This is a genomic window from Vibrio sp. J1-1, assembly GCF_021728395.1.
Classification (GTDB): Bacteria; Pseudomonadota; Gammaproteobacteria; order Enterobacterales; family Vibrionaceae; genus Vibrio.
Genome location: NZ_JAKKCM010000007.1, coordinates 125,755 through 144,751, shown reverse-complemented (window position 1 = coordinate 144,751; position 18,997 = coordinate 125,755). Strand labels below are relative to the sequence as shown.

Sequence of the window (18,997 nt, the reverse complement as noted above, 5' to 3'; positions counted from 1 at the left end):
ATCACCATTTGATCGAAAGCTTCTGCTCCGCACTGACTTCACATATTGAAAAATTGTAACTAGTTGTTATTGATGACATTGGTTTCTTCACATTTGCATCAAGAGTTTTATGCCAGACTGATACGAGTCAGCTAAATCATTTCAATTAATTATCGTTAGATTATTCAAAAGCATTCAATAAGGAGAAGGTATGGAAGCATTTATTGCTCTTTTTCGAGCTCTCCTTAATAGTGCGCGCGATTTGATGCCCATTGTTCTTGTCATCACTTTTTTTCAACTGGTGGTGTTACAAGAGCCTTTACCCAATCTGGTCTCTATTCTTTTCGGCTTATTGCTCGTCGTTCTAGGGTTGACATGTTTTATCTTTGGATTGGAGATGGGTCTGTTTCCTATTGGTGAGAGCATGGCTCAGGCGTTTGCTAAAAAGGGCAGTGTTTTTTGGCTTTTGGTCTTTGCATTTTGTTTAGGGTTTGGCACCACAATCGCTGAGCCAGCACTGACTGCCGTGGCGGAGAAAGCTGCTCAGGTGGCGGCCGAGGGAGGAATGATTACCAACTCGGAGTTATCGATCCAAGAATATGGCACTGGGCTTCGTGTGACCGTTGCGCTGTCTGTTGGTATTGCAATTGTGGTTGGCGTGCTGCGTATTCTCAAAGGTTGGCCCATCCATTACATGATCATAGGTGGGTATGTGGGCGTGGTGGTGCTAACTTGGTTTGCTCCTGAGTCGATCATTGGCGTGGCATACGACTCTGGTGGCGTGACGACGTCGACCATTACTGTTCCATTGGTAACGGCGCTCGGAGTAGGACTCGCCTCGGCAATTAAAGGGCGGAATCCAATGGTCGATGGATTTGGTTTAATTGCCTTTGCTTCGTTACTGCCAATGATGTTTGTCATGATTTATGGGATGGTCGTGGCATGATTTCACTTGAACAATTCTTTGATACGCTTTTGTCCACCATTCGCGATGTTATTCCTATCGCTGCCATTATTTTTGGCTTTCAACTCGCGGTACTTCGTCGTCCGGTGAATAACCTGAGAAAAGTGCTTTTTGGTTTCGCCTACGTCATTTTGGGTTTGTCGCTGTTCTTACTCGGGCTGGAAATGGCCTTGTTTCCCCTCGGCGAAACCATGGCCGTACAACTTACCACTCCCGATTTTGTACGAGAGTTCAAAGTATCGGTAGGGCAGCAATTGCAGTGGGTTGACTATTATTGGGTGTACGCCTTTGCTTTTTGTATTGGTTTCAGTACGACGATTGCGGAGCCGTCATTAATTGCGGTGGCAATCAAGGCGAATCAAGTTTCCGGCGGCAGTATTAGTGTGAATGGCCTACGTGTTGCGGTTGCACTAGGTGTGGCGATTGGTATTGCGCTGGGGAGTTACCGGATTGTTGTCGGGGATCCGATTCATTATTACATCATGTCAGGTTATATCGTGGTGGTGGCCCAGACCTTTTATGCCCCCCAGATGATCGTTCCTTTGGCTTATGACTCTGGTGGTGTGACGACATCGACTGTCACTGTGCCGCTCGTGACTGCTCTGGGATTAGGACTGGCTTCTACTGTACCAGGGAGAAACCCTATGATAGATGGCTTTGGTTTGATTGCCTTTGCCAGTTTGTTTCCAATGATATCCGTCATGGGATATGCGCAAATTACTCAATGGCTTAATAAAGACACCTCGGAGGACGAAGAAAATGCGCTTTAAATTGATACTTGCGTTTGTTGAGGATGCCAGAACAGATAAGGTACTTGATGCTGCTCGTGATGCCGGGGCAACAGGCGCTACGGTGATTAATAATGCTCGAGGTCAAGGGTTAAACCAGAAGCGAACTTTTTTTGGGTTGACCTTGGAAGTACAAAAAGATGTGCTGCTGTTTGTGGTCGAGGAGCATCTCTCTCGGCACATTTTAGAAACCATCAGTGATGTCGGTGAATTTGACAAGGAGTCCGGTCAGGGCATTGCGATTCAAATTGATATTGAAGATGCGGTCGGTGTCGCCCACCAGGTGGAAACATTGGCTAAGGTTGTTGAGGACGAGTTATGAGTAATCAGGCAATAGTACGGGTTCGAGATGTCATGGCTGCGACTTACGTCATGGTAGATGGGCTGATGACGGTTTATGAAGGGATTACACTAGCCAAGAAATACCAAGTTAAAGCGCTGGTGGTTAAAAAGCGCGATGACAATGATGAATTCGGCATAGTATTAATGAATGATATTGCCAAAAAAGTGTTGTCGAATAATCGACCACCAAAGCGAACGAATATATACGAGATCATGACTAAGCCAGCTCTGTGTGTTGGGCCGGATATGAATGTGAAATATTGTGCCAGATTGTTTGAACGATTCGGCATTAGTCGCGCTCCGGTTATTGAAGATGGAGAGGTCATTGGCATGGTCAGTTACAACAATATCGTAATCAATGGCATGGTAAGAGAATCAGCCGAAAGATAAATCAAGGCTAAGCTTTGCCTTTCTCAAGTCGGCGAAAGTTAACCATTTATAATGCATTGGCTATTTGTGATGTTGCATATGTGTTCATTGGCACTTATCCTTTGTGCCTTAAGCTTATAGTCGAGGATTTTTATCATGCCTTTAGTTGCTTGTCCGGTCTGTGAGAAACAGATTTCTAAACGAGCTCATACCTGTCCAGGGTGTGGGGAACCGGATCCGCTGAATCACTTAGCAAAGTCAAAGTTTATCTCAATGGTTGTTTGGTTGTTGATACTTGTAGGGGCTGGTTATGCTGCATGGGTTTATTTACTACCAATGCTGATCGATTTTGTTCGCAACCAGTAAGTTGAGCTGCAGTCAGAATGACGTAGAATAGCCTCTAATTTTATGAGGAGATGATGCTGTGAAACTATTTTTTGCCTCAGATTTGCATGGCTCTTTACCTGCGACGAGAGAAACCATCGATTTGTTTGTTAAGTCTGGAGCGGATCATTTGGTTCTGTTGGGAGACATTCTCTACCATGGACCAAGAAATCCGATACCTGAAGGTTATAACCCTGCACAAGTGGCTGAGCTTTTAAATCAGTACAGCAAGCAGATTATCGCGGTTCGAGGTAACTGTGATAGTGAAGTAGATCAGATGCTATTAAGCTTTCCGATGATGATGGACTATGCTTGGGTGTTACTTGAGACCGGGCAGCGTCTGTTTTTAACCCATGGTCATTTATACAACAGTAACAATCGCCCTGAGTTGAAAGAAGGGGATGTGATCGCCCATGGTCACACTCACATACCTGTCGCTGAGTTACAAGATGGGGTGACTATTTTCAACCCTGGTTCTATGACGTTTCCGCGTAATGACTTACCACGAAGCTATGGCTTGATGAATGGAAAGACATTAACAGTACAAACACCAGAGGGCACAGTGTTGGCTCAGACAGAGATATAAGGCTTGATGTCAGTCTGAGGGATTAGTTCGGTTCACATGAATAGAGGGAGTGCAATACTCCCTTATTTTGTATCCGAATGTCCTAAATCTCTGTCCGGTGCAATAATGTCTCTAACCTTCTGTTTCAATACCTTTGCCTCCGGAAAACCACCATCTTTTTTACGCTCCCAGATTTGTTTTCCATTACAGAATATTTCAAAGCGACCTCCGGTATCTGGATGTAATGTAACGGATTCTATTTCTTCGCTGAACGTATGAAGCAGCTCTTGAGAAAGCCAAGTTGAGCGTAACATCCAATTACACTGACGACAGTAGTAGATGTTAATCACTGCTTTTTCCATTTCATTTTCCTTTTAACGAGAGTGACCAGATAATTAGTGCCATTAGCGTTAAACCAGTAGCTTAAACCCAACGGCAAAGGTGAGAATTTCAAACGCAATTTTTATCACGCGGTTACTATATCGGGTGGCAGCCCAAGCGCCCAAGCTTCCGCCTAAAAAGGAACTTAACAGCAATACGGGTAACCATGCCCAGTGAATAGGTGCACCGGCTTGTACGACGGCGACGCCTCCAATGCCATTCCAAAATAAGCCAACGCAAATCATGGTGTAAGCGACCGCCTGTTTATAATCAAACCCAAACCAGCGAACCAAAAATAGAGTAACCAGCAGTCCAGAGCCAGCGGTGAGTGAACCATTAATGATTCCAATCAACATGATGCCAAAGCCACCAATGATCCAACCGGTTCGATCGCGATGCATCATCACCTCTGATTGCCCCAACTGTTTTTTAAGTCGTGAGTAGATACCCAGGGCGAGGATCATGGTACCCAACATCTTCTCAGCAATACCATCAGGAATATGGACGATGATATTGGCACCAATAATGACCCCAATACTACCGACTAGGATCAGATATAGTGCTACGGGGAGTTTTATCGTACCGGTTTTTAAATGCGTGCTGGCTGCACCCAAGCCTAAGGCAACGGAGGCGACTTTATGAGTGCCAAGTGCAACAGAAAAAGGTAAGCCTAAAAAAATGAGTAAAGGGAATTGCAATAAGCCCGCACCGCCACCGGATAGCGACGCTAAGGTGTTTGCGATAAGGGAGCCCAAAAAGAGCGTGAAGGTATCTAGCCAGTCCATGTGCACAATAAAGGGGACATTTCGCCCCCTTTTAGTCAGTAAATTAGTTTCTAAACAGTACCGTAGAACCGTGATTCAGGCTAGTTAATAACAGTGTTTTCTCGTTAACCACATCAATACGGCGGCTTTGCTCTGCATCCAGCCTGAAGATTTGAGTGATCAAGCGAAGCTGTTCTTCAGAGAAGTCTCTCGACTGAGAAGACGAAATGTCTTTGAACTCAGACGGCGAAACGAGCAGGTAATTATCGCTCACTTCCCAGCGACCTTTCTCTGATATATTGATGGTTGATTCCGCCGTAGAACCTTGGGCAAACAGTTTAATGTTTGCTACACGGATGTACTCGCCATTAGGCAGATATTTCACGTTGGATTCTACATTGACCTTACGCAACGGACCTACCGTGTCATGCGGCAACTTATCAGTAATGAGTGTCACCATGGCAGATTGCCATTCGTTAGCGGTCAGGACCTGTTCAATTTTGAGGTCGCTGCCCCAATATAACCAGCCACTGAATAGAGCGGATACGGCCAAAACCGCAGATGCAAACTTTATCTTCATAATGGCCTCCTCTTATTTACAGATATCGGTTGGGTCACTTTGACCAGAAACAATACGCAGCGTGACATTCTCATAAGAGTGGTCAATGTCATGGATATAGTTCAGCACCAGTTGATTGTTCTGGCCACCCGTTGCGATGACTTCAACAGGCAAGGAACCCTTTGCGTGATGTTCCACATAGCGTTCCACGCATTGCTTGATGGAAGGCAGCCAATCATTAATTTGAGGGTGATTCACAGGCGTTAGCACAGGTACATTTTGATAAATATCTACCTGACGGAATTGGGACTCCGCGGGGTTCGTGAATAGCAGTACGCCAATTGGAAACAATATAGCTAACAATAAAATCAGGCGAGGCAACCACATATTCGGTTTCCTTTGAGGCTGAACCTGAGCTTGTTCACTACGAAATTCGTGTTCTACTTTTGTTTCCGAGATCGCCTCTGCTGGTGGCTCGTCAGAAATAACCATACTTTTTGCTTTGTCTGACTCATCGTCTGAAGCTAGCTCTTCAGTGTCTGAGTTAACAACAGAAGAAAGCGGATTTAATCGTTCTACAGAACAGATTAACTGGTAGCCACGCTTTGGTACGGTTTTTACATACTCTGGAGATTTTGTTGAGTCCTTCAACATCTTACGCAGGGTTGAGATCGCTTGAGTAAGGCTTGAGTCATCCACCTCAAAACCTTGTTCACGCCAAACAAACTCGTGGAGTTCGTTGCGGGTTAACACTTCGTTGGGTCTTTCTGCCAACATCAGGAGAATGCGACTTTCGTTGCTTCCTAAACGTACAACATCGTTGTCGTTTTGTTGGTCAGCGAGCGAATTACTATTTGGGTCAAAAGTAAACCTTTGAGCAAGTAGAAATTTGGTGCCAATGCTAGTCATTTAGTTCTTCTTAGATGGATGATGTTGAAATTATGGTGATTTATATCACAAATTAATACTGTGCGTGTGGGATATGCACAACGTTTTAGGTGCTTTTAGCAGGGTAGGATAATTAAATTTTTGTAAAAAAACACTGTTTTTAGTTGGATTGACCTTGAATTTACATTTGTCAGCCACATGTTACATGACATATTAGAAAAGCTATTTTATGGAGTTGAGGGGTTTACTTTTCTCCGTGAGATGGTTTGTTAGTTTAGATGTTATGGAGCAAACATGAGCGAAACTGTATCTCAAAATAAAGAAACTCGTGGTTTTCAATCAGAAGTAAAACAACTACTGCATTTAATGATCCATTCTCTTTATTCCAACAAAGAGATCTTTTTGCGTGAGCTGATTTCTAACGCATCAGATGCATCAGACAAATTGCGTTTTCAGGCGCTATCTAACCCAGAGTTGTATCAGGGTAATGCTGACCTTGGCGTAAAATTGTCATTTGATGAAGGCGCAAATACCTTAACGATTTCTGACAATGGCATCGGTATGAGCCGTGATGATGTGATCGAGCATCTGGGTACCATCGCAAAATCTGGCACGGCAGACTTCTTCTCAAAACTGTCTGAAGACCAAAGTAAAGACTCACAACTGATTGGTCAGTTTGGTGTGGGCTTCTATTCTGCGTTTATCGTGGCAGATGCCGTTACTGTGCGCACGCGTGCAGCAGGTGTAACAGCAGAAGAAGCCGTGCAATGGCATTCTGCCGGCGAAGGTGAGTACACGATTGAAAATATCGTAAAAGAGTCTCGCGGTACTGACATCATTCTGCACATGCGTGAAGAAGGTAAAGAGTTCCTGAGCGAATGGCGTCTGCGTGAAGTGATCAGTAAGTACTCTGATCATATTGGTATCCCGGTTTCTATCCAAACTGCGGTACGCGATGAAGAAGGTAACGAAACTGGCGAGAAAAAGTGGGAGCAAATTAACAAGGCTCAAGCGCTATGGACTCGCAATAAATCTGATATCTCAGAAGAAGAGTATCAAGAGTTTTACAAACATGTTTCTCATGACTTCGCGGATCCACTGACCTGGAGTCATAACCGTGTAGAAGGTAAAAACGACTACACCAGCCTACTGTACATCCCATCTAAAGCACCATGGGACATGATGAACCGTGACCATAAGTCTGGTTTGAAACTGTATGTTCAACGTGTATTTATCATGGATGACGCTGAGCAGTTTATGCCGTCTTACCTGCGTTTTGTTCGTGGTTTGATAGATTCAAACGATCTTCCGCTGAACGTATCGCGTGAGATCTTGCAAGACAACAAAGTAACGCAATCTTTGCGTAATGCCTGTACCAAGCGTGTACTGACAATGCTAGAGCGCATGGCAAAGAATGATTCAGAACAATATTTGTCATTCTGGAAAGAGTTCGGTCTTGTACTAAAAGAGGGCCCGGCTGAAGACTTCGCAAACAAAGAGAAGATCGCTGGTCTGTTGCGTTTTGTGTCTACTGAGGTTGACTCTGCTGAGCAAACTGTTGCACTAGCTGATTACGTTGAGCGCATGAAGGAAGGTCAGGATAAGATCTACTACCTGACAGCAGACAGCTATGCTGCAGCGAAAAACAGCCCTCACCTAGAGCAGTTCAAAGCAAAAGGCATCGAAGTTATCCTGATGTACGACCGCATTGATGAATGGTTGATGAATTACCTGACAGAGTTTGATGGTAAGCAGTTCCAGTCAATCACTAAGGCGGGCCTGGATCTGAGCAACTTCGAAGATGAAGCAGAGAAAGAAAAGCAGAAAGAGACTGAGGAAGAGTTTAAGTCAGTCGTTGAACGCACTAAATCTTACTTAGGCGATCGCGTAAAAGAAGTTCGTACCACGTTTAAGCTGGCTTCAACTCCAGCCGTAGTGGTAACGGATGATTATGAGATGGGGACTCAAATGGCGAAGCTTCTTGCAGCAGCAGGTCAAGCAGTGCCAGAAGTGAAGTACATCTTCGAAATCAACCCGGAACATGAACTGGTTAAGCGCATGGCTGACGAATCTGATGAGGAAGCGTTTGGCCGCTGGGTTGAGGTACTTCTAGGGCAGGCGATGCTTGCTGAAAGAGGTTCAATGGAAGACCCTGCGCAGTTCTTAGGCGCGATCAACCAACTTTTGACTAAGGTTTAATAGTCGCTAGACATTAAAAAGCTCGCATATAGCGAGCTTTTTGTTTGTTATCGCATAAATTTGCACTATAGGTGTTGAGTTAATAGTCAATAGCGACAGAAAGATGCGGTTGTTAACATTCTTTAGTCTTAATTCACTCTTTGCTCACATAACCTGTGTTAGAATCTGTGACTTGAATGTCAGTCACAAGGCGTGTATTTTTGCCGCCTAACGTTATACCGAAACTTATCGTTGCGAGCGCTTCTTAGGTTTGAAATCTGAGAAGGCAGGCTATTGTGAGCTTCGGTATAAATCTTAAATATTAAAGAGGATAAATCATGCGCATCATTCTTCTAGGTGCTCCAGGTGCAGGTAAAGGCACACAAGCAAACTTCATCATGGAAAAGTACGGTATTCCACAAATCTCCACTGGTGATATGCTTCGTGCGGCGATCAAAGCAGGTACAGAGCTTGGTAAACAAGCGAAAGCCGTTATCGACGCTGGTCAGCTAGTTTCTGATGAAATCATCCTGGGCCTTATCAAAGAGCGTATCGCTCAAGACGATTGCGCAAAAGGCTTCCTACTAGACGGTTTCCCTCGCACTATCCCTCAGGCTGATGGCCTAAAAGAAATGGGTGTTGACGTTGATTACGTTATTGAATTCGACGTTGCTGATGACGTGATCGTTGAGCGTATGGCTGGTCGTCGTGCTCACCTTCCTTCAGGTCGTACTTACCACGCTGTTTACAACCCACCTAAAGTGGAAGGTAAAGATGACGTAACTGGTGAAGACCTTGTTGTTCGTGATGACGACAAAGAAGAAACAGTACGTGCACGTCTAGGTGTTTACCATGAGCAAACTGCGCCACTTATCAACTACTACGGTAAAGAAGCAGAAGCTGGTAAAACTACGTACCTAAAATTCGATGGTACTAAGCAAGTTGCTGAAGTAAGTGCTGATATCGAGAAGGCATTAGCATAATAGGTAATACCTATTATCAAAATTTTTAAGAATTTTGTTATAGTTAAGCGACCGTAAGGTCGCTTTTTTTATACATTTTTATAATACCAATTCCAGTCATTATCTTTTCATTCTTGCTGGTTAAAATAGCTGGCATTGGTATACGCTGGAAACAAAGGGACGCTATGCAAAAAATAAAAAAACAAGGTGTGCTTCTGGTTAACTTGGGTACACCTGACGAACCAACTGCTCCTGCTGTAAAGCGCTTCTTGAGCCAGTTTCTTCATGATCACCGAGTGGTCGACATGACACGATGGCTGTGGTGTCCAATTCTGCACGGGGTTATTTTGCCTATACGTGCGCCAAAAGTTGCAAAGCTTTATGAGTCCGTATGGATGGAAGAGGGGTCCCCTCTCATGGTGTACTCAAAGCGCCAAGCGAAGAAACTTGCTCAGCAGTTAGATATACCAGTAGAACTCGGTATGACTTATGGTAACCCAAGTTTGCACGCTGGTTTTGAAGCCTTACTGTCGCAAGGTGTTGATGAGGTCATCGTATTGCCTTTGTATCCTCAGTATTCAGGTACGACAACAGCAGCGGTTTCTGATGGGATAACCAAAGCATTTAAGAGATTACCAGTCATACCAGCATTTAGCTTAATTCGTGATTATCATGATCATCCAATGTTTATTGATGCCTTGGCTCAATCTGTTCGAGCGTACTGGGCTGAACATGGACAAGGGGACTATCTGTTATGTTCATACCACGGTATTCCAAAACGTTATGCAGATAACGGTGACATTTATCCTCAGCATTGTGAAATGACCACCCGTTTGCTAGGTGAAGCACTGGGATTAAAAGAAACGCAGATAGGGATATCTTATCAGTCCCGCTTTGGGCGTGAAGAATGGTTAAAGCCTTATACTGATAAAACTCTGGAAACGTTACCTGCAAAAGGCGTGAAAAAGATCGACATCATGACACCAGCGTTTTCTTCGGATTGTTTGGAAACGTTAGAAGAGATCGCGGGAGAGAACAAAGAAATTTTCTTAGCAGCAGGCGGTGAGCAGTTTAATTACATTCCTTGCCTGAATGATGATGACCGACATATCGATATGATGGCTGAGTTGGTACGTAATAAGCTTTAATTGTTGTTATGAAACGTTCTTAACAAAAAGGGTCGCAAGTGCGACCCTTTTCAGTTTGAATAAGCGTATTAAGCCACTTGTACTTGTTGCTCTTCTACTTGTTCAGCGTTGCTCGCTGAACTTTCAGCACCGTGCATCCAGCGCACTAGTGTATTAGAGAACAATAGCAGAATCAGTCCACTGATAGTTGCACTCGCTGCAATGCCACTAAAGATTGCCATCGCACCTAGCTCACCAACGTGAGAACCTACATAGCCAGCTACGTAGTTCGCAATCGCGTTACATCCGAACCACGCCCCCATCATTAATGATGCCAAACGTAGAGGCGCAAGCTTAGTTACCAGAGATAAACCAATTGGAGATAGGCAAAGTTCACCCAGTGTATGGAAGAAGAAAGCACCAACCAGCCACAGCATTGAAGTTTTCACCGTGGTATCACCGCCTTGCTCAAGTACGGCACCAACCATACATAGGAAGCCCAGAGCGAGGAAGAACATCGCCAATGCAAACTTCACTGGTGAGTTTGGCTCGCGTTTTCCAAGTTTCACCCACAGCACTGCAAGCACAGGTGCAAGCGTAATAATAAAGAACGGGTTAAGTGACTGGAACCAGGCCGCAGGGACTTCGAAACTGCCTATCATACGGTCAGTGTATTGCTGGGTGTAGATATTCATCAAGCCACCTGCTTGTTCAAATCCAGCCCAGAATACGATAGTGAAAAGGCTCATGACCAGAATCACTTTAATCCGATCCACTTCTTCTTTAGTTAGTGGTTGTTTCTTAGTTGATTTCTGATTCGCTAATGCACGTTTGGCAGCTGGCTCGCGGCCGATGTCACCTAACCAAGATTGAGCGAAGGTTATTTGCATCACAAGGCTCATAAGCATACCGATACCTGCAGCGACGAACCCCGCTTTCCAACCGAATGAGTCGGTCACCGAGCCAGAAACGACACCAGCAAGCAGAGCACCAAGGTTTATACCCATGTAGAAGATGGTGAATGCACCATCTCGACGGTTGTCCCCTTCGTTGTATAGGTCACCAACCATAGTCGAGATATTAGGCTTAAACAGACCGTTACCTGCGATCAAAAGCGCAAGGCCTAAATAAAAGGTGTGAAGATAGCCAAGGCCCAGCGCATCTGCTGGTAATGCTAAGGTAAATTGACCAATAGCCATCAGTGCACCGCCAAGTAAAATAGAGCGGCGTTGGCCTAAGTAGTTATCTGCCAGGTAGCCACCAATCAGTGGTGTGATGTAAACAAGGCCAGTATAAGTGCCGTATAGGTCTAGTGCGTCTTTAGTCGACCAGCCCAGACCGCCATTCATTGTGGTATCTGTGAGGTAGAGGACGAGAATGGCACGCATTGCATAGTAAGAGAAACGCTCCCACAATTCTGTGCCGAACAGTAAAAATAAGCCACGTGGATGGCCAAAATATTGATGTTGGTTTGACATAGTATCTTTTAGTAATAGTTGTTACATTTTCCGGAGAAAATATATACCTTTAAATTTAACAATTAACAAACAAAAAATTTTATACAATTGCATCTATACCTGTATAAGTCTCTGTTTTTAATTTTATTTATGGAATAATTGAAGGGTTGGTATGTAGTTAAAACTAATTTTCCATTTTTGGGTATGGAGGATGTCTGTACAAATATTGAAGAGAATTTGATTTCTGTGAGCGATAATTTATTTATAATTCTATAGATAAAGTAATTGCTCATGACTCAACTCTGGCTTAATGCTAGGATGCTAAAAAAAAGAATTGGCTAGTAAAAAATGAAACGTTGGTATCTACTTTATTGTAAACGAGGAGAGCAGGTTAGGGCGAAGCAACACCTTGAAAATCAAGGGGTAGAGTGCTTTTATCCGACTGTCGAAGTCGAAAAAATATTACGTGGTAAAAGACAGAAAGTCGAAGAACCACTGTTCCCTTCCTACATGTTTGCTCGTTTTGATTACGAGGAAGGGCCGAACTTTACATCCGTTCGTTCTACCCGCGGGGTTATTGATTTTGTCCGCTTTGGCGCTCAGCCAAAAGAAATTCAGGGCGATTTGGTTTTTGAACTGAAGAAAATAGAAAAGTGCGTTCATGAAAAAGTGGCCTGTGAAGGCATGCCCAAGCGCGGTGATCAGATTCGGGTCAAAAGTGGTCAGTTTGCTGGTATTGATGCTATTTTCCAGGAGCAAGATGGGGAGAAGCGTTCAATTATGCTCGTGCAGATGATTACCAAACGTGTTCCAGTCAGTATCGACAATAATGATTTAGACTTAAAATAACATGTTGATATATAAATAAAAGGGCTGGTTAAACCAGCCCTTTTGCTTTTCATTCGTGTCTTTTAATTAATTAGTAAGCGTCGTTGTGAACGGCCTGTACTGCTCGACCAGATGGGTCTACACAGTTTTGGAATGACTCATCCCATTCAATCGCTTTTGCTGAAGAACAAGCTACAGATGGGCCGCCTGGAACACATTCTGCTGCTGATGGCAGTGGGAATAGTTCTTCAAAGATTTCACGGTACACATAACCTTCTTTAGTGGTTGGCGTGTTGTAAGGGAAGCGGAATTTAGCCGTTTCCATTTGTTGCTCCGTTACTTTCTGTTCTGCTACTTCTTTCAGAGTATCAATCCAGCTGTAACCTACACCGTCAGAGAACTGCTCTTTCTGGCGCCAAGCGATTGATTCTGGTAAGTAATGTTCAAAACACTCACGTAGGATGTGTTTTTCCATTTTACCGTTGCCACACATTTTGTCGGCTGGGTTCAGACGCATTGCTACATCAATGAACTCTTTATCTAGGAAAGGTACACGGCCTTCAACCCCCCATGCTGCAAGTGATTTGTTTGCACGAGCACAGTCAAACATGTTTAGAGCAAGCAGTTTACGAACGGTTTCTTCGTGGAACTCTTGCGCGTTTGGTGCTTTGTGGAAGTATAGGTAACCACCAAAGATCTCATCAGCGCCTTCGCCTGAAAGTACCATTTTGATACCCATCGCTTTGATTTTACGTCCCATCAGGAACATCGGCGTTGAAGCACGGATTGTGGTTACGTCATACGTTTCGATGTGGTAAATCACATCGCGAATCGCATCAAGACCTTCCTGAATGGTGTAAGTCATTTCATGGTGTACAGTACCGATTTGGTCTGCAACTTCGCGCGCCGCTTTTAAGTCTGGAGCCCCTTCAAGGCCAACTGCAAATGAGTGCAGTTGTGGCCACCAGGCTGCTGATTTCTCGTCATCTTCAATACGCATTGCCGCAAAACGTTTAGCAACCGCGGATGTGATAGAAGAGTCTAAACCACCTGACAAAAGTACGCCGTATGGTACGTCAGTCATTAGCTGGCGTTTTACCGCGGCTTCTAGTGCTTCAGTTAGCTCTTCTTTACTCGTGCTGTTACCTTGAACTGCCGCGTACTCGTTCCAGTCACGAACGTAGTAGCGCTGTGGCTCTGCGTCTTTAGAACTGTAGTGGCTACCTGGAGGGAATTCACTCACTGTTTTACAGACAGGCACTAGCGCTTTCATCTCAGAAGCAACATAGAAGTTGCCGTGTTCATCATGACCTTGGTAAAGAGGAATAATACCGATATGGTCACGGCCTACGAGATACTCGTCTTTCTCTTCATCGTAAAGAACGAAAGCGAAAATACCGTTTAGTTCTTCAAGAAGGTCTGCGCCCATGTCTTGGTAAAGCGCAAGAATAACTTCACAATCTGAGTCAGTTTGGAACTCATACTTGCCTTCGTAGCGTGCACGGATCTCTTTGTGGTTGTAGATTTCACCGTTTACTGCAAGAATTAGATTTTTATCAGGGCTGTATAGTGGTTGTGCTCCGCTATTAAGACCAACAATGGCCAAGCGTTCATGAGCCAGAATTGCTTTATCTGAAGAATAGATACCAGACCAGTCTGGGCCTCGATGACGAAGCTTTTTCGACATTTCTAATGCGATAGGGCGCAACGCTGCTGCGTCACTTTTAATGTCTAAAATGCCAAATACTGAACACATACAACTTCCTTTTAAACTAAACAATTTCTAATCGGTATGGCTTCAATTTGCCAGTTTGAGTAAAAAAAGCAACGCTTTGTGATTAAAAAATTGATAAAAGACCCTTGTGGGTGAATGATTTCTAATTATTCCTTGCTTTTAATGGATAAAATCAAGGTTTGGTATAAAAAGAACACAAAAAAAGCCTTCTTTTTGCATGAAGGCTTTGTTAGGTATTCACTTGAGTGCTTATTTCGCTGGTGTAAACTTGGGTTCTAATTGCTGACAAACATGTCTTGCAAAACCACTACCAGCTTCATTATAGATATTGAACGCAGCGTGCACGCCTTGTTCCAGCAGACCATCAAGCTGGTCTGGGTACTCTGCAATTGCGGCTATCTGGCCTTTATAGTGTCGGCGCTGCAGCTGTTCTAATGCAGTTTGATTACCTTGGTGATGAGGCATTGCTAATAACACCAGCTGGACGTGTCCTGTATCGAGGATTCGCTCCCAGAAGTCTGGGTCAGTTGCGTCACCAGAAATGACATTACGGCCTTCGGCGCGGTGCTTAACGGCGGCATCCTCCCGAATTTCCACTCCAAGCGAGATCTTTCCGTAACGAGAGCACAACTCATCATAAGCACCAGTCCCTATTCGGCCCATACCAAGGATTAGAACCTGAGCATGCCCAGGGTTGATCAGCTGATCACGTTGGTTAAGTTTTTCCGCTGCTGTCTCTTGTAGCCACTTGCCTGAGTGTTGATAAATTTTATTGCTCAGACGGTTGAGTGGCGCAGAGATAATAAATGAAATTGATACGGCAACAGCGATTGCGGCGAGCATGTCACTTGGCATCCAGCCCATTTTATACGCCAGACCGCCGACGATTAGGCCGAACTCGCTGTAGTTAAACAGGGACAATGATGCGAGTAACGATGTGCGGACCCGAAAGTTAAAATAGTTAATGGTTAAAAAGTACAGCAAGCCTTTTATCGGTAGTAAGAGGATGAATAAAATGGCGAGTGCGATGCTGGTAAAACTCAGTGATGCCGATAAGCCAATATTCAAGAAGAAGCAAACTAAGAAGAGCTCTTTCATATTAAACAGCGATTTTGAGAGCTCAGATGCTTTTCGATGACCAGCCAGTAACATGCCTAAAATCAGTGCACCAAGATCTGGCTTCATGCCTACGAGGTCAAATAAACCAGGACCGACGACAAGAGCGAAGAATATACCGCATAAGACCAACATCTCACCGTGGCCAACCTTGTCTAGTAATTTGTAAAAAACTGGTCGAAGTAGGGGAAGGCCGAACAGTGCTATGGCGTACCATTCAGGAATTTTACCTGTAGAAGCGGTTAAAAATACGACAGCGAAGATATCCTGCATCACGAGTATGCCGATCGCGATGGTGCCATATGTGGCACTCATCTCACCTTTTTCTTGCAGTGTTTTGACTGCAAAAACGGTACTCGAAAACGACAAAGCAAAAGCCAGTAGCAGAACCTGACCAATATCCATACCTGACAGAGAGGTAAGGCCGAGTAGTTTTAATCCCGCGAGCGCGATGGTGAACACCGTTGTGGAGAGGATGTTATGTGCTGTAGCGCCTCCCCATATCTCTTTTGATAACAGCGTTTTTACATCGAGTTTTAGGCCGATCGTGAATAATAAGAGGGTAACGCCGAGATCGGCTAGGTCAACGATCACTTCATTGCTTTGATAGCCAAACGCGTGCAGTCCAAATCCTGCGAGTAAGAAGCCAACTAGAGGAGGAAGTGAGCACTTTAGGGCAATGAAGCCAGCCAAAAATGCTGTTGTTATTAGAATTATTTCCATGCTGATAAGTAATACCCATGCCAGTAAATTAACGTCAGGTAATTGCGCAGGAAAAATCGTTTAGAGCAAGGCAAAGTTTGCAGTAATTGGGTTGAGTTTCCTGATATGCAAAAACGGGCTGTGCAAGCACAGCCCGAGATTGTAACTCAATTGATGAAATATACTTAGTCTTCCAATAACTTTTGTAACAAAACCCCGTTTAACATTGCACGCTTGATCATAGCGAATGCCCCCATGGTTGGCTGCTTATCGATTTGTGAGGCAACAATAGGAAGAGCGTTATGGAAAGTTTTTAGAGATTGGTTTTCAACGTTACGTTGAATTGCCGGGAATACAATTTCTTGCGCCGCAGTAATATCACCAGCGATAACAATTTTCTGTGGGTTAAATAAGTTGATAGTGATAGCAATCGCTTTGCCTAGTTGATTACCAACACGAACTAAACTCTGTTTTGCGAGTTCATCACCGTTAATTGCGTGTGCGCATACGTCCTGAATTGTGATGTTTTCAAGCTCAGCCAAGCTGGATTCGTAACCTTGCGCGAGGAGCTGCTTTACACGGTGTATGATTGCAGGGTTTGCTGCCACCGTTTCTAAACAACCGAAGTTACCGCATTGGCACTGTTCACCCAGCGGGTCAATTTGGATATGGCCAATCTCGCCAACGTTACGGTTAAAGCCGAGAAATACCTGGCCATTAACAATGATACCTGCGCCTGTACCGCGGTGGACACTGACTAAGATGGAATCTTGACAATCTTGGCTTGCGCCAAAGTAATGCTCTGCCAAAGCCATCCCGCGAACATCGTTACCAACGAAGCAAGCGGTATTAAACTTCTCGCTGACAATTTCACCAAGGGCGAGGTTATCAACGTCCGTATTTGGCATGTACTCAACCACACCTGTGGAAGGGTTAACTAAGCCCGGCAGGGTAATGCCAATGGCAATCAACTGATCAATTTTATCTTGATTGCGATTAATGAAATTTTTCAGCAAGTCGATTAATCCGGCAATCAAGTCTTCCTGATTGGTGTAGTGCAGTTCGTGCTGATCTTCGGCAAGTGCTGTACCGCCTAAGTCATACAAGCAGAACTGAATGTAGTCGCGTCCTAGGCGAACTGCGACCGAATGAAAAGGTTTCACTTCTGTGGTCAGCGAGATAGCTCGACGACCACCAGTAGAAGCTTGTTGCGCGACCTCTTTAATTAGGCCACGCTCTAAAAGTTGGCGGGTTATTTTGGTAACACTCGCGGGAGCCAGCTGGCTAACGTCCGCGACCTGAATACGGGAGATAGGACCTTGCTGATCTATCAGCCTGTATACCGCAGCGCTGTTAAGCTGTTTTACTAAATCTACATTACCAATTTGTCCGCCATTCATGCTTAATTGTGCTCGTATTGTCCGTTAACAACCGTCGCTTTTACATTGAAGTCACGATCGAAAACAGTCAGGTTTGCTACCATGTCTGTTCGAATTCGGCCAAGTTTATCCTCAACCCCAATAGCGGTTGCTGGATACAATGTGGCCATGCGTAGAGCTTCGTCTAAAGCGATACCTGCGTGCTCAACCGTATTCTGAACTGCCTCAATCATAGTCAGGGCTGAGCCGCCTAGTGTGCCATTTTCATCAACACACTTACCATCTCGGTAATATACTTTCTTACCGACAAAAATAAAGTGATCAATGTTAGCACCTGCTGGAGCTGTGGCATCCGTCACCAAAACAAGCTTCTCACCTTTGATTTTATGAGCAATTCTGATGTTTGCGTAGTCAACGTGGAAACCATCCGCGATAATTCCAGCATAAACTTCCGGCGTATCGTAAATAGCACCAACCACTCCAGGTTCACGGCCAACCATTGGTGTCATCGCGTTGAACAGGTGCGTTGCGAAAGAAATGCCAGCTTCAAAGCCTTTACGAGCTTCAGTATACGTAGCGTTAGTATGTCCGATAGAAACAACCACACCTGCTGATTTTAAGCGTCGAATATGCTCAGGGTTATTCTGCTCTGGTGCGAGAGTCACCTTCGCGATGATGTCACTATTTGCACAAATCAGATCAATCATGTCTTCATCTGAGGTGCGAATAAAGTCGACATTGTGGATACCTTTTTTCGCGACGTTAAGGTACGGGCCTTCCAAGTGTAGACCTAGAGATTGATTTTGGTATTGATTGTGGTATTCACGAGCTGCGTTGATCGCTGCACGCATGTCTTCGTCTGAAGACGTAATCAGTGTCGGTAAGTAGCTGGTGCAGCCTGACTTGAGGTTTGCCTCATGCATGATTTGCATTGTTTTGGGGGTGATGTCGTCATTTAACATCACTCCGCCACAACCGTTTAGTTGAAGGTCAATGAATCCCGGACTTAGGTTCGCACCATTTAGATCTTTCACCTCGATGCCTTTCGGTAGTTCGGCAACTGGTACAACGGATTGAATTAGGTCGTTTTCGATGATGACCGCATGTTCGTGTAGAACATCACTACCGGTATAGATTTTACAGTTACTTAGCGCGTACATAGTCAGCTAGTCCTTATAGTGAGAATTCATGTCTGTAATGCTATCTAAAGGATGACGTTTTGAGTCATGTGGCTACTTAGTCTGTACCATGAAATTAGATAACGAGTTACATAAGGCAAGTTGTGTTTATTTCGACCATGGTGGAGTAACTAACCATAACGGACTGAAAATGTTAAATGAACTACTTTTAACGGATTCTTTTTCAGAGCGAAGTTACCGTAGATTACTCGCTGGAGACTAAAATAACACTGATTCTTCCTTGCATAAAGTGCGAGGATGTTATCTTTGAAATGCCATTTTTTCGTATGATAAAATAAGTTTTATGATCCCGCTAGCAAAAACCTTCTTTTGGGGTGAATTCTGGTGATTG

General features: G+C 44.3%; 19 protein-coding genes. 10 read left to right on the top strand and 9 right to left on the bottom strand.

From position 1 onward, the window contains the following. The first annotated feature begins 190 nt into the window (after positions 1 to 190). The 6 genes from L3V31_RS13055 to yfcE all read left to right on the top strand — a co-directional run bounded on the left by L3V31_RS13055 (position 191) and on the right by yfcE (position 3,412). Positions 191 to 925 (top strand): DUF1538 domain-containing protein, encoded by a 735-nt coding sequence (locus L3V31_RS13055; RefSeq protein WP_237316452.1) that lies wholly within the window; start codon positions 191 to 193, stop codon positions 923 to 925. After that, positions 922 to 1,713 (top strand): DUF1538 domain-containing protein, encoded by a 792-nt coding sequence (locus L3V31_RS13050; RefSeq protein ID WP_237316451.1) that lies wholly within the window; start codon positions 922 to 924, stop codon positions 1,711 to 1,713. Before L3V31_RS13055 ends, L3V31_RS13050 begins: the two co-directional genes overlap by 4 nt. Beyond that, entirely contained in the window at positions 1,703 to 2,053 is a 351-nt protein-coding gene (locus L3V31_RS13045) for a P-II family nitrogen regulator (RefSeq protein ID WP_014231118.1), read from the top strand. The genes L3V31_RS13050 and L3V31_RS13045 overlap by 11 nt, the downstream gene beginning before the upstream one ends. Continuing rightward, positions 2,050 to 2,463, top strand: coding sequence for a CBS domain-containing protein (locus L3V31_RS13040; protein WP_237316450.1), 414 nt, complete (start codon positions 2,050 to 2,052; stop codon positions 2,461 to 2,463). Before L3V31_RS13045 ends, L3V31_RS13040 begins: the two co-directional genes overlap by 4 nt. A gap of 135 nt (positions 2,464 to 2,598) precedes the next feature. After that, entirely contained in the window at positions 2,599 to 2,808 is a 210-nt protein-coding gene (locus L3V31_RS13035) for a hypothetical protein (protein WP_237316449.1), read from the top strand. Between the two features lie 58 nt (positions 2,809 to 2,866). Beyond that, positions 2,867 to 3,412: a phosphodiesterase gene (gene yfcE / locus L3V31_RS13030; RefSeq protein ID WP_237316448.1), complete on the top strand. Its 546-nt coding sequence runs from the start codon at positions 2,867 to 2,869 to the stop codon at positions 3,410 to 3,412. 62 nt (positions 3,413 to 3,474) lie between these two features. Here the strand turns inward: yfcE and L3V31_RS13025 are convergent, their stop codons facing one another. From L3V31_RS13025 to L3V31_RS13010, 4 genes are read right to left on the bottom strand one after another with little or no spacing between them, the layout of a single operon-like run. After that, positions 3,475 to 3,753 carry a SelT/SelW/SelH family protein gene (locus tag L3V31_RS13025; protein WP_237316447.1) on the bottom strand — a complete coding sequence of 93 codons (279 nt, stop codon included), beginning with the start codon at positions 3,751 to 3,753 and terminating at the stop codon, positions 3,475 to 3,477. Positions 3,754 to 3,801: 48 nt separating this feature from the next. Next, positions 3,802 to 4,557 carry a sulfite exporter TauE/SafE family protein gene (locus tag L3V31_RS13020; RefSeq protein WP_237316446.1) on the bottom strand — a complete coding sequence of 252 codons (756 nt, stop codon included), beginning with the start codon at positions 4,555 to 4,557 and terminating at the stop codon, positions 3,802 to 3,804. 43 nt (positions 4,558 to 4,600) lie between these two features. Next, positions 4,601 to 5,116, bottom strand: coding sequence for a regulatory protein ToxS (locus L3V31_RS13015; RefSeq protein ID WP_237316445.1), 516 nt, complete (start codon positions 5,114 to 5,116; stop codon positions 4,601 to 4,603). Positions 5,117 to 5,128: 12 nt separating this feature from the next. Continuing rightward, on the bottom strand, positions 5,129 to 6,004 hold the full coding sequence (locus L3V31_RS13010; RefSeq protein WP_237316444.1) for a transcriptional regulator: 876 nt from the start codon (positions 6,002 to 6,004) through the stop codon (positions 5,129 to 5,131). Positions 6,005 to 6,277: 273 nt separating this feature from the next. Between L3V31_RS13010 and htpG the strand changes: the two genes are divergently transcribed. The 3 genes from htpG (at position 6,278) to hemH (ending at position 10,271) form a co-directional block, all read left to right on the top strand. After that, on the top strand, positions 6,278 to 8,182 hold the full coding sequence (htpG, locus tag L3V31_RS13005) for a molecular chaperone HtpG (RefSeq protein WP_237316443.1): 1,905 nt from the start codon (positions 6,278 to 6,280) through the stop codon (positions 8,180 to 8,182). 317 nt (positions 8,183 to 8,499) lie between these two features. Then, positions 8,500 to 9,144, top strand: coding sequence for an adenylate kinase (gene adk / locus L3V31_RS13000; protein ID WP_237316442.1), 645 nt, complete (start codon positions 8,500 to 8,502; stop codon positions 9,142 to 9,144). A 164-nt stretch (positions 9,145 to 9,308) separates the two neighbouring features. Beyond that, positions 9,309 to 10,271, top strand: a complete 963-nt coding sequence (gene hemH / locus L3V31_RS12995) for a ferrochelatase (protein WP_237316441.1) — start codon at positions 9,309 to 9,311, stop codon at positions 10,269 to 10,271. A 68-nt stretch (positions 10,272 to 10,339) separates the two neighbouring features. Here the strand turns inward: hemH and L3V31_RS12990 are convergent, their stop codons facing one another. Beyond that, entirely contained in the window at positions 10,340 to 11,728 is a 1,389-nt protein-coding gene (locus tag L3V31_RS12990; RefSeq protein WP_237316440.1) for a peptide MFS transporter, read from the bottom strand. Between the two features lie 327 nt (positions 11,729 to 12,055). Here L3V31_RS12990 and rfaH point away from each other — a divergent pair, with 327 nt between their 5' ends. Continuing rightward, a complete protein-coding gene (rfaH, locus tag L3V31_RS12985; protein ID WP_014231130.1) occupies positions 12,056 to 12,556 on the top strand; it encodes a transcription/translation regulatory transformer protein RfaH in 501 nt (166 codons plus the stop codon). A 70-nt stretch (positions 12,557 to 12,626) separates the two neighbouring features. Here the strand turns inward: rfaH and asnB are convergent, their stop codons facing one another. The 4 genes from asnB to nagA form a co-directional block, all read right to left on the bottom strand. Continuing rightward, a complete protein-coding gene (gene asnB / locus L3V31_RS12980) occupies positions 12,627 to 14,291 on the bottom strand; it encodes an asparagine synthase B (protein ID WP_237316439.1) in 1,665 nt (554 codons plus the stop codon). Positions 14,292 to 14,519: 228 nt separating this feature from the next. Beyond that, positions 14,520 to 16,109: a cation:proton antiporter family protein gene (locus L3V31_RS12975; protein ID WP_237316438.1), complete on the bottom strand. Its 1,590-nt coding sequence runs from the start codon at positions 16,107 to 16,109 to the stop codon at positions 14,520 to 14,522. A gap of 164 nt (positions 16,110 to 16,273) precedes the next feature. After that, positions 16,274 to 17,488, bottom strand: a complete 1,215-nt coding sequence (locus L3V31_RS12970) for an ROK family protein (RefSeq protein WP_237316437.1) — start codon at positions 17,486 to 17,488, stop codon at positions 16,274 to 16,276. A gap of 2 nt (positions 17,489 to 17,490) precedes the next feature. Next, positions 17,491 to 18,627, bottom strand: a complete 1,137-nt coding sequence (nagA, locus tag L3V31_RS12965; protein WP_237316436.1) for an N-acetylglucosamine-6-phosphate deacetylase — start codon at positions 18,625 to 18,627, stop codon at positions 17,491 to 17,493. Positions 18,628 to 18,997: the final 370 nt, after the last annotated feature.

Excerpts from the sequence above, each read along its gene's own strand:
- L3V31_RS13010 (WP_237316444.1), bottom strand. The coding sequence starts at position 6,004 with ATGACTAGCATTGGCACCAAATTTCTACTTGCTCAAAGGTTTACTTTT.
- L3V31_RS12975 (WP_237316438.1), bottom strand. The coding sequence starts at position 16,109 with ATGGAAATAATTCTAATAACAACAGCATTTTTGGCTGGCTTCATTGCC.
- L3V31_RS13055 (WP_237316452.1), top strand. The coding sequence starts at position 191 with ATGGAAGCATTTATTGCTCTTTTTCGAGCTCTCCTTAATAGTGCGCGC.
- adk (WP_237316442.1), top strand. The coding sequence starts at position 8,500 with ATGCGCATCATTCTTCTAGGTGCTCCAGGTGCAGGTAAAGGCACACAA.
- L3V31_RS13045 (WP_014231118.1), top strand. The coding sequence starts at position 1,703 with ATGCGCTTTAAATTGATACTTGCGTTTGTTGAGGATGCCAGAACAGAT.
- L3V31_RS13040 (WP_237316450.1), top strand. The coding sequence starts at position 2,050 with ATGAGTAATCAGGCAATAGTACGGGTTCGAGATGTCATGGCTGCGACT.
- L3V31_RS13035 (WP_237316449.1), top strand. The coding sequence starts at position 2,599 with ATGCCTTTAGTTGCTTGTCCGGTCTGTGAGAAACAGATTTCTAAACGA.
- L3V31_RS12990 (WP_237316440.1), bottom strand. The coding sequence starts at position 11,728 with ATGTCAAACCAACATCAATATTTTGGCCATCCACGTGGCTTATTTTTA.
- rfaH (WP_014231130.1), top strand. The coding sequence starts at position 12,056 with ATGAAACGTTGGTATCTACTTTATTGTAAACGAGGAGAGCAGGTTAGG.
- asnB (WP_237316439.1), bottom strand. The coding sequence starts at position 14,291 with ATGTGTTCAGTATTTGGCATTTTAGACATTAAAAGTGACGCAGCAGCG.
- htpG (WP_237316443.1), top strand. The coding sequence starts at position 6,278 with ATGAGCGAAACTGTATCTCAAAATAAAGAAACTCGTGGTTTTCAATCA.
- hemH (WP_237316441.1), top strand. The coding sequence starts at position 9,309 with ATGCAAAAAATAAAAAAACAAGGTGTGCTTCTGGTTAACTTGGGTACA.
- nagA (WP_237316436.1), bottom strand. The coding sequence starts at position 18,627 with ATGTACGCGCTAAGTAACTGTAAAATCTATACCGGTAGTGATGTTCTA.
- L3V31_RS13050 (WP_237316451.1), top strand. The coding sequence starts at position 922 with ATGATTTCACTTGAACAATTCTTTGATACGCTTTTGTCCACCATTCGC.
- L3V31_RS13025 (WP_237316447.1), bottom strand. The coding sequence starts at position 3,753 with ATGGAAAAAGCAGTGATTAACATCTACTACTGTCGTCAGTGTAATTGG.
- L3V31_RS13020 (WP_237316446.1), bottom strand. The coding sequence starts at position 4,557 with ATGGACTGGCTAGATACCTTCACGCTCTTTTTGGGCTCCCTTATCGCA.
- L3V31_RS12970 (WP_237316437.1), bottom strand. The coding sequence starts at position 17,488 with ATGAATGGCGGACAAATTGGTAATGTAGATTTAGTAAAACAGCTTAAC.
- L3V31_RS13015 (WP_237316445.1), bottom strand. The coding sequence starts at position 5,116 with ATGAAGATAAAGTTTGCATCTGCGGTTTTGGCCGTATCCGCTCTATTC.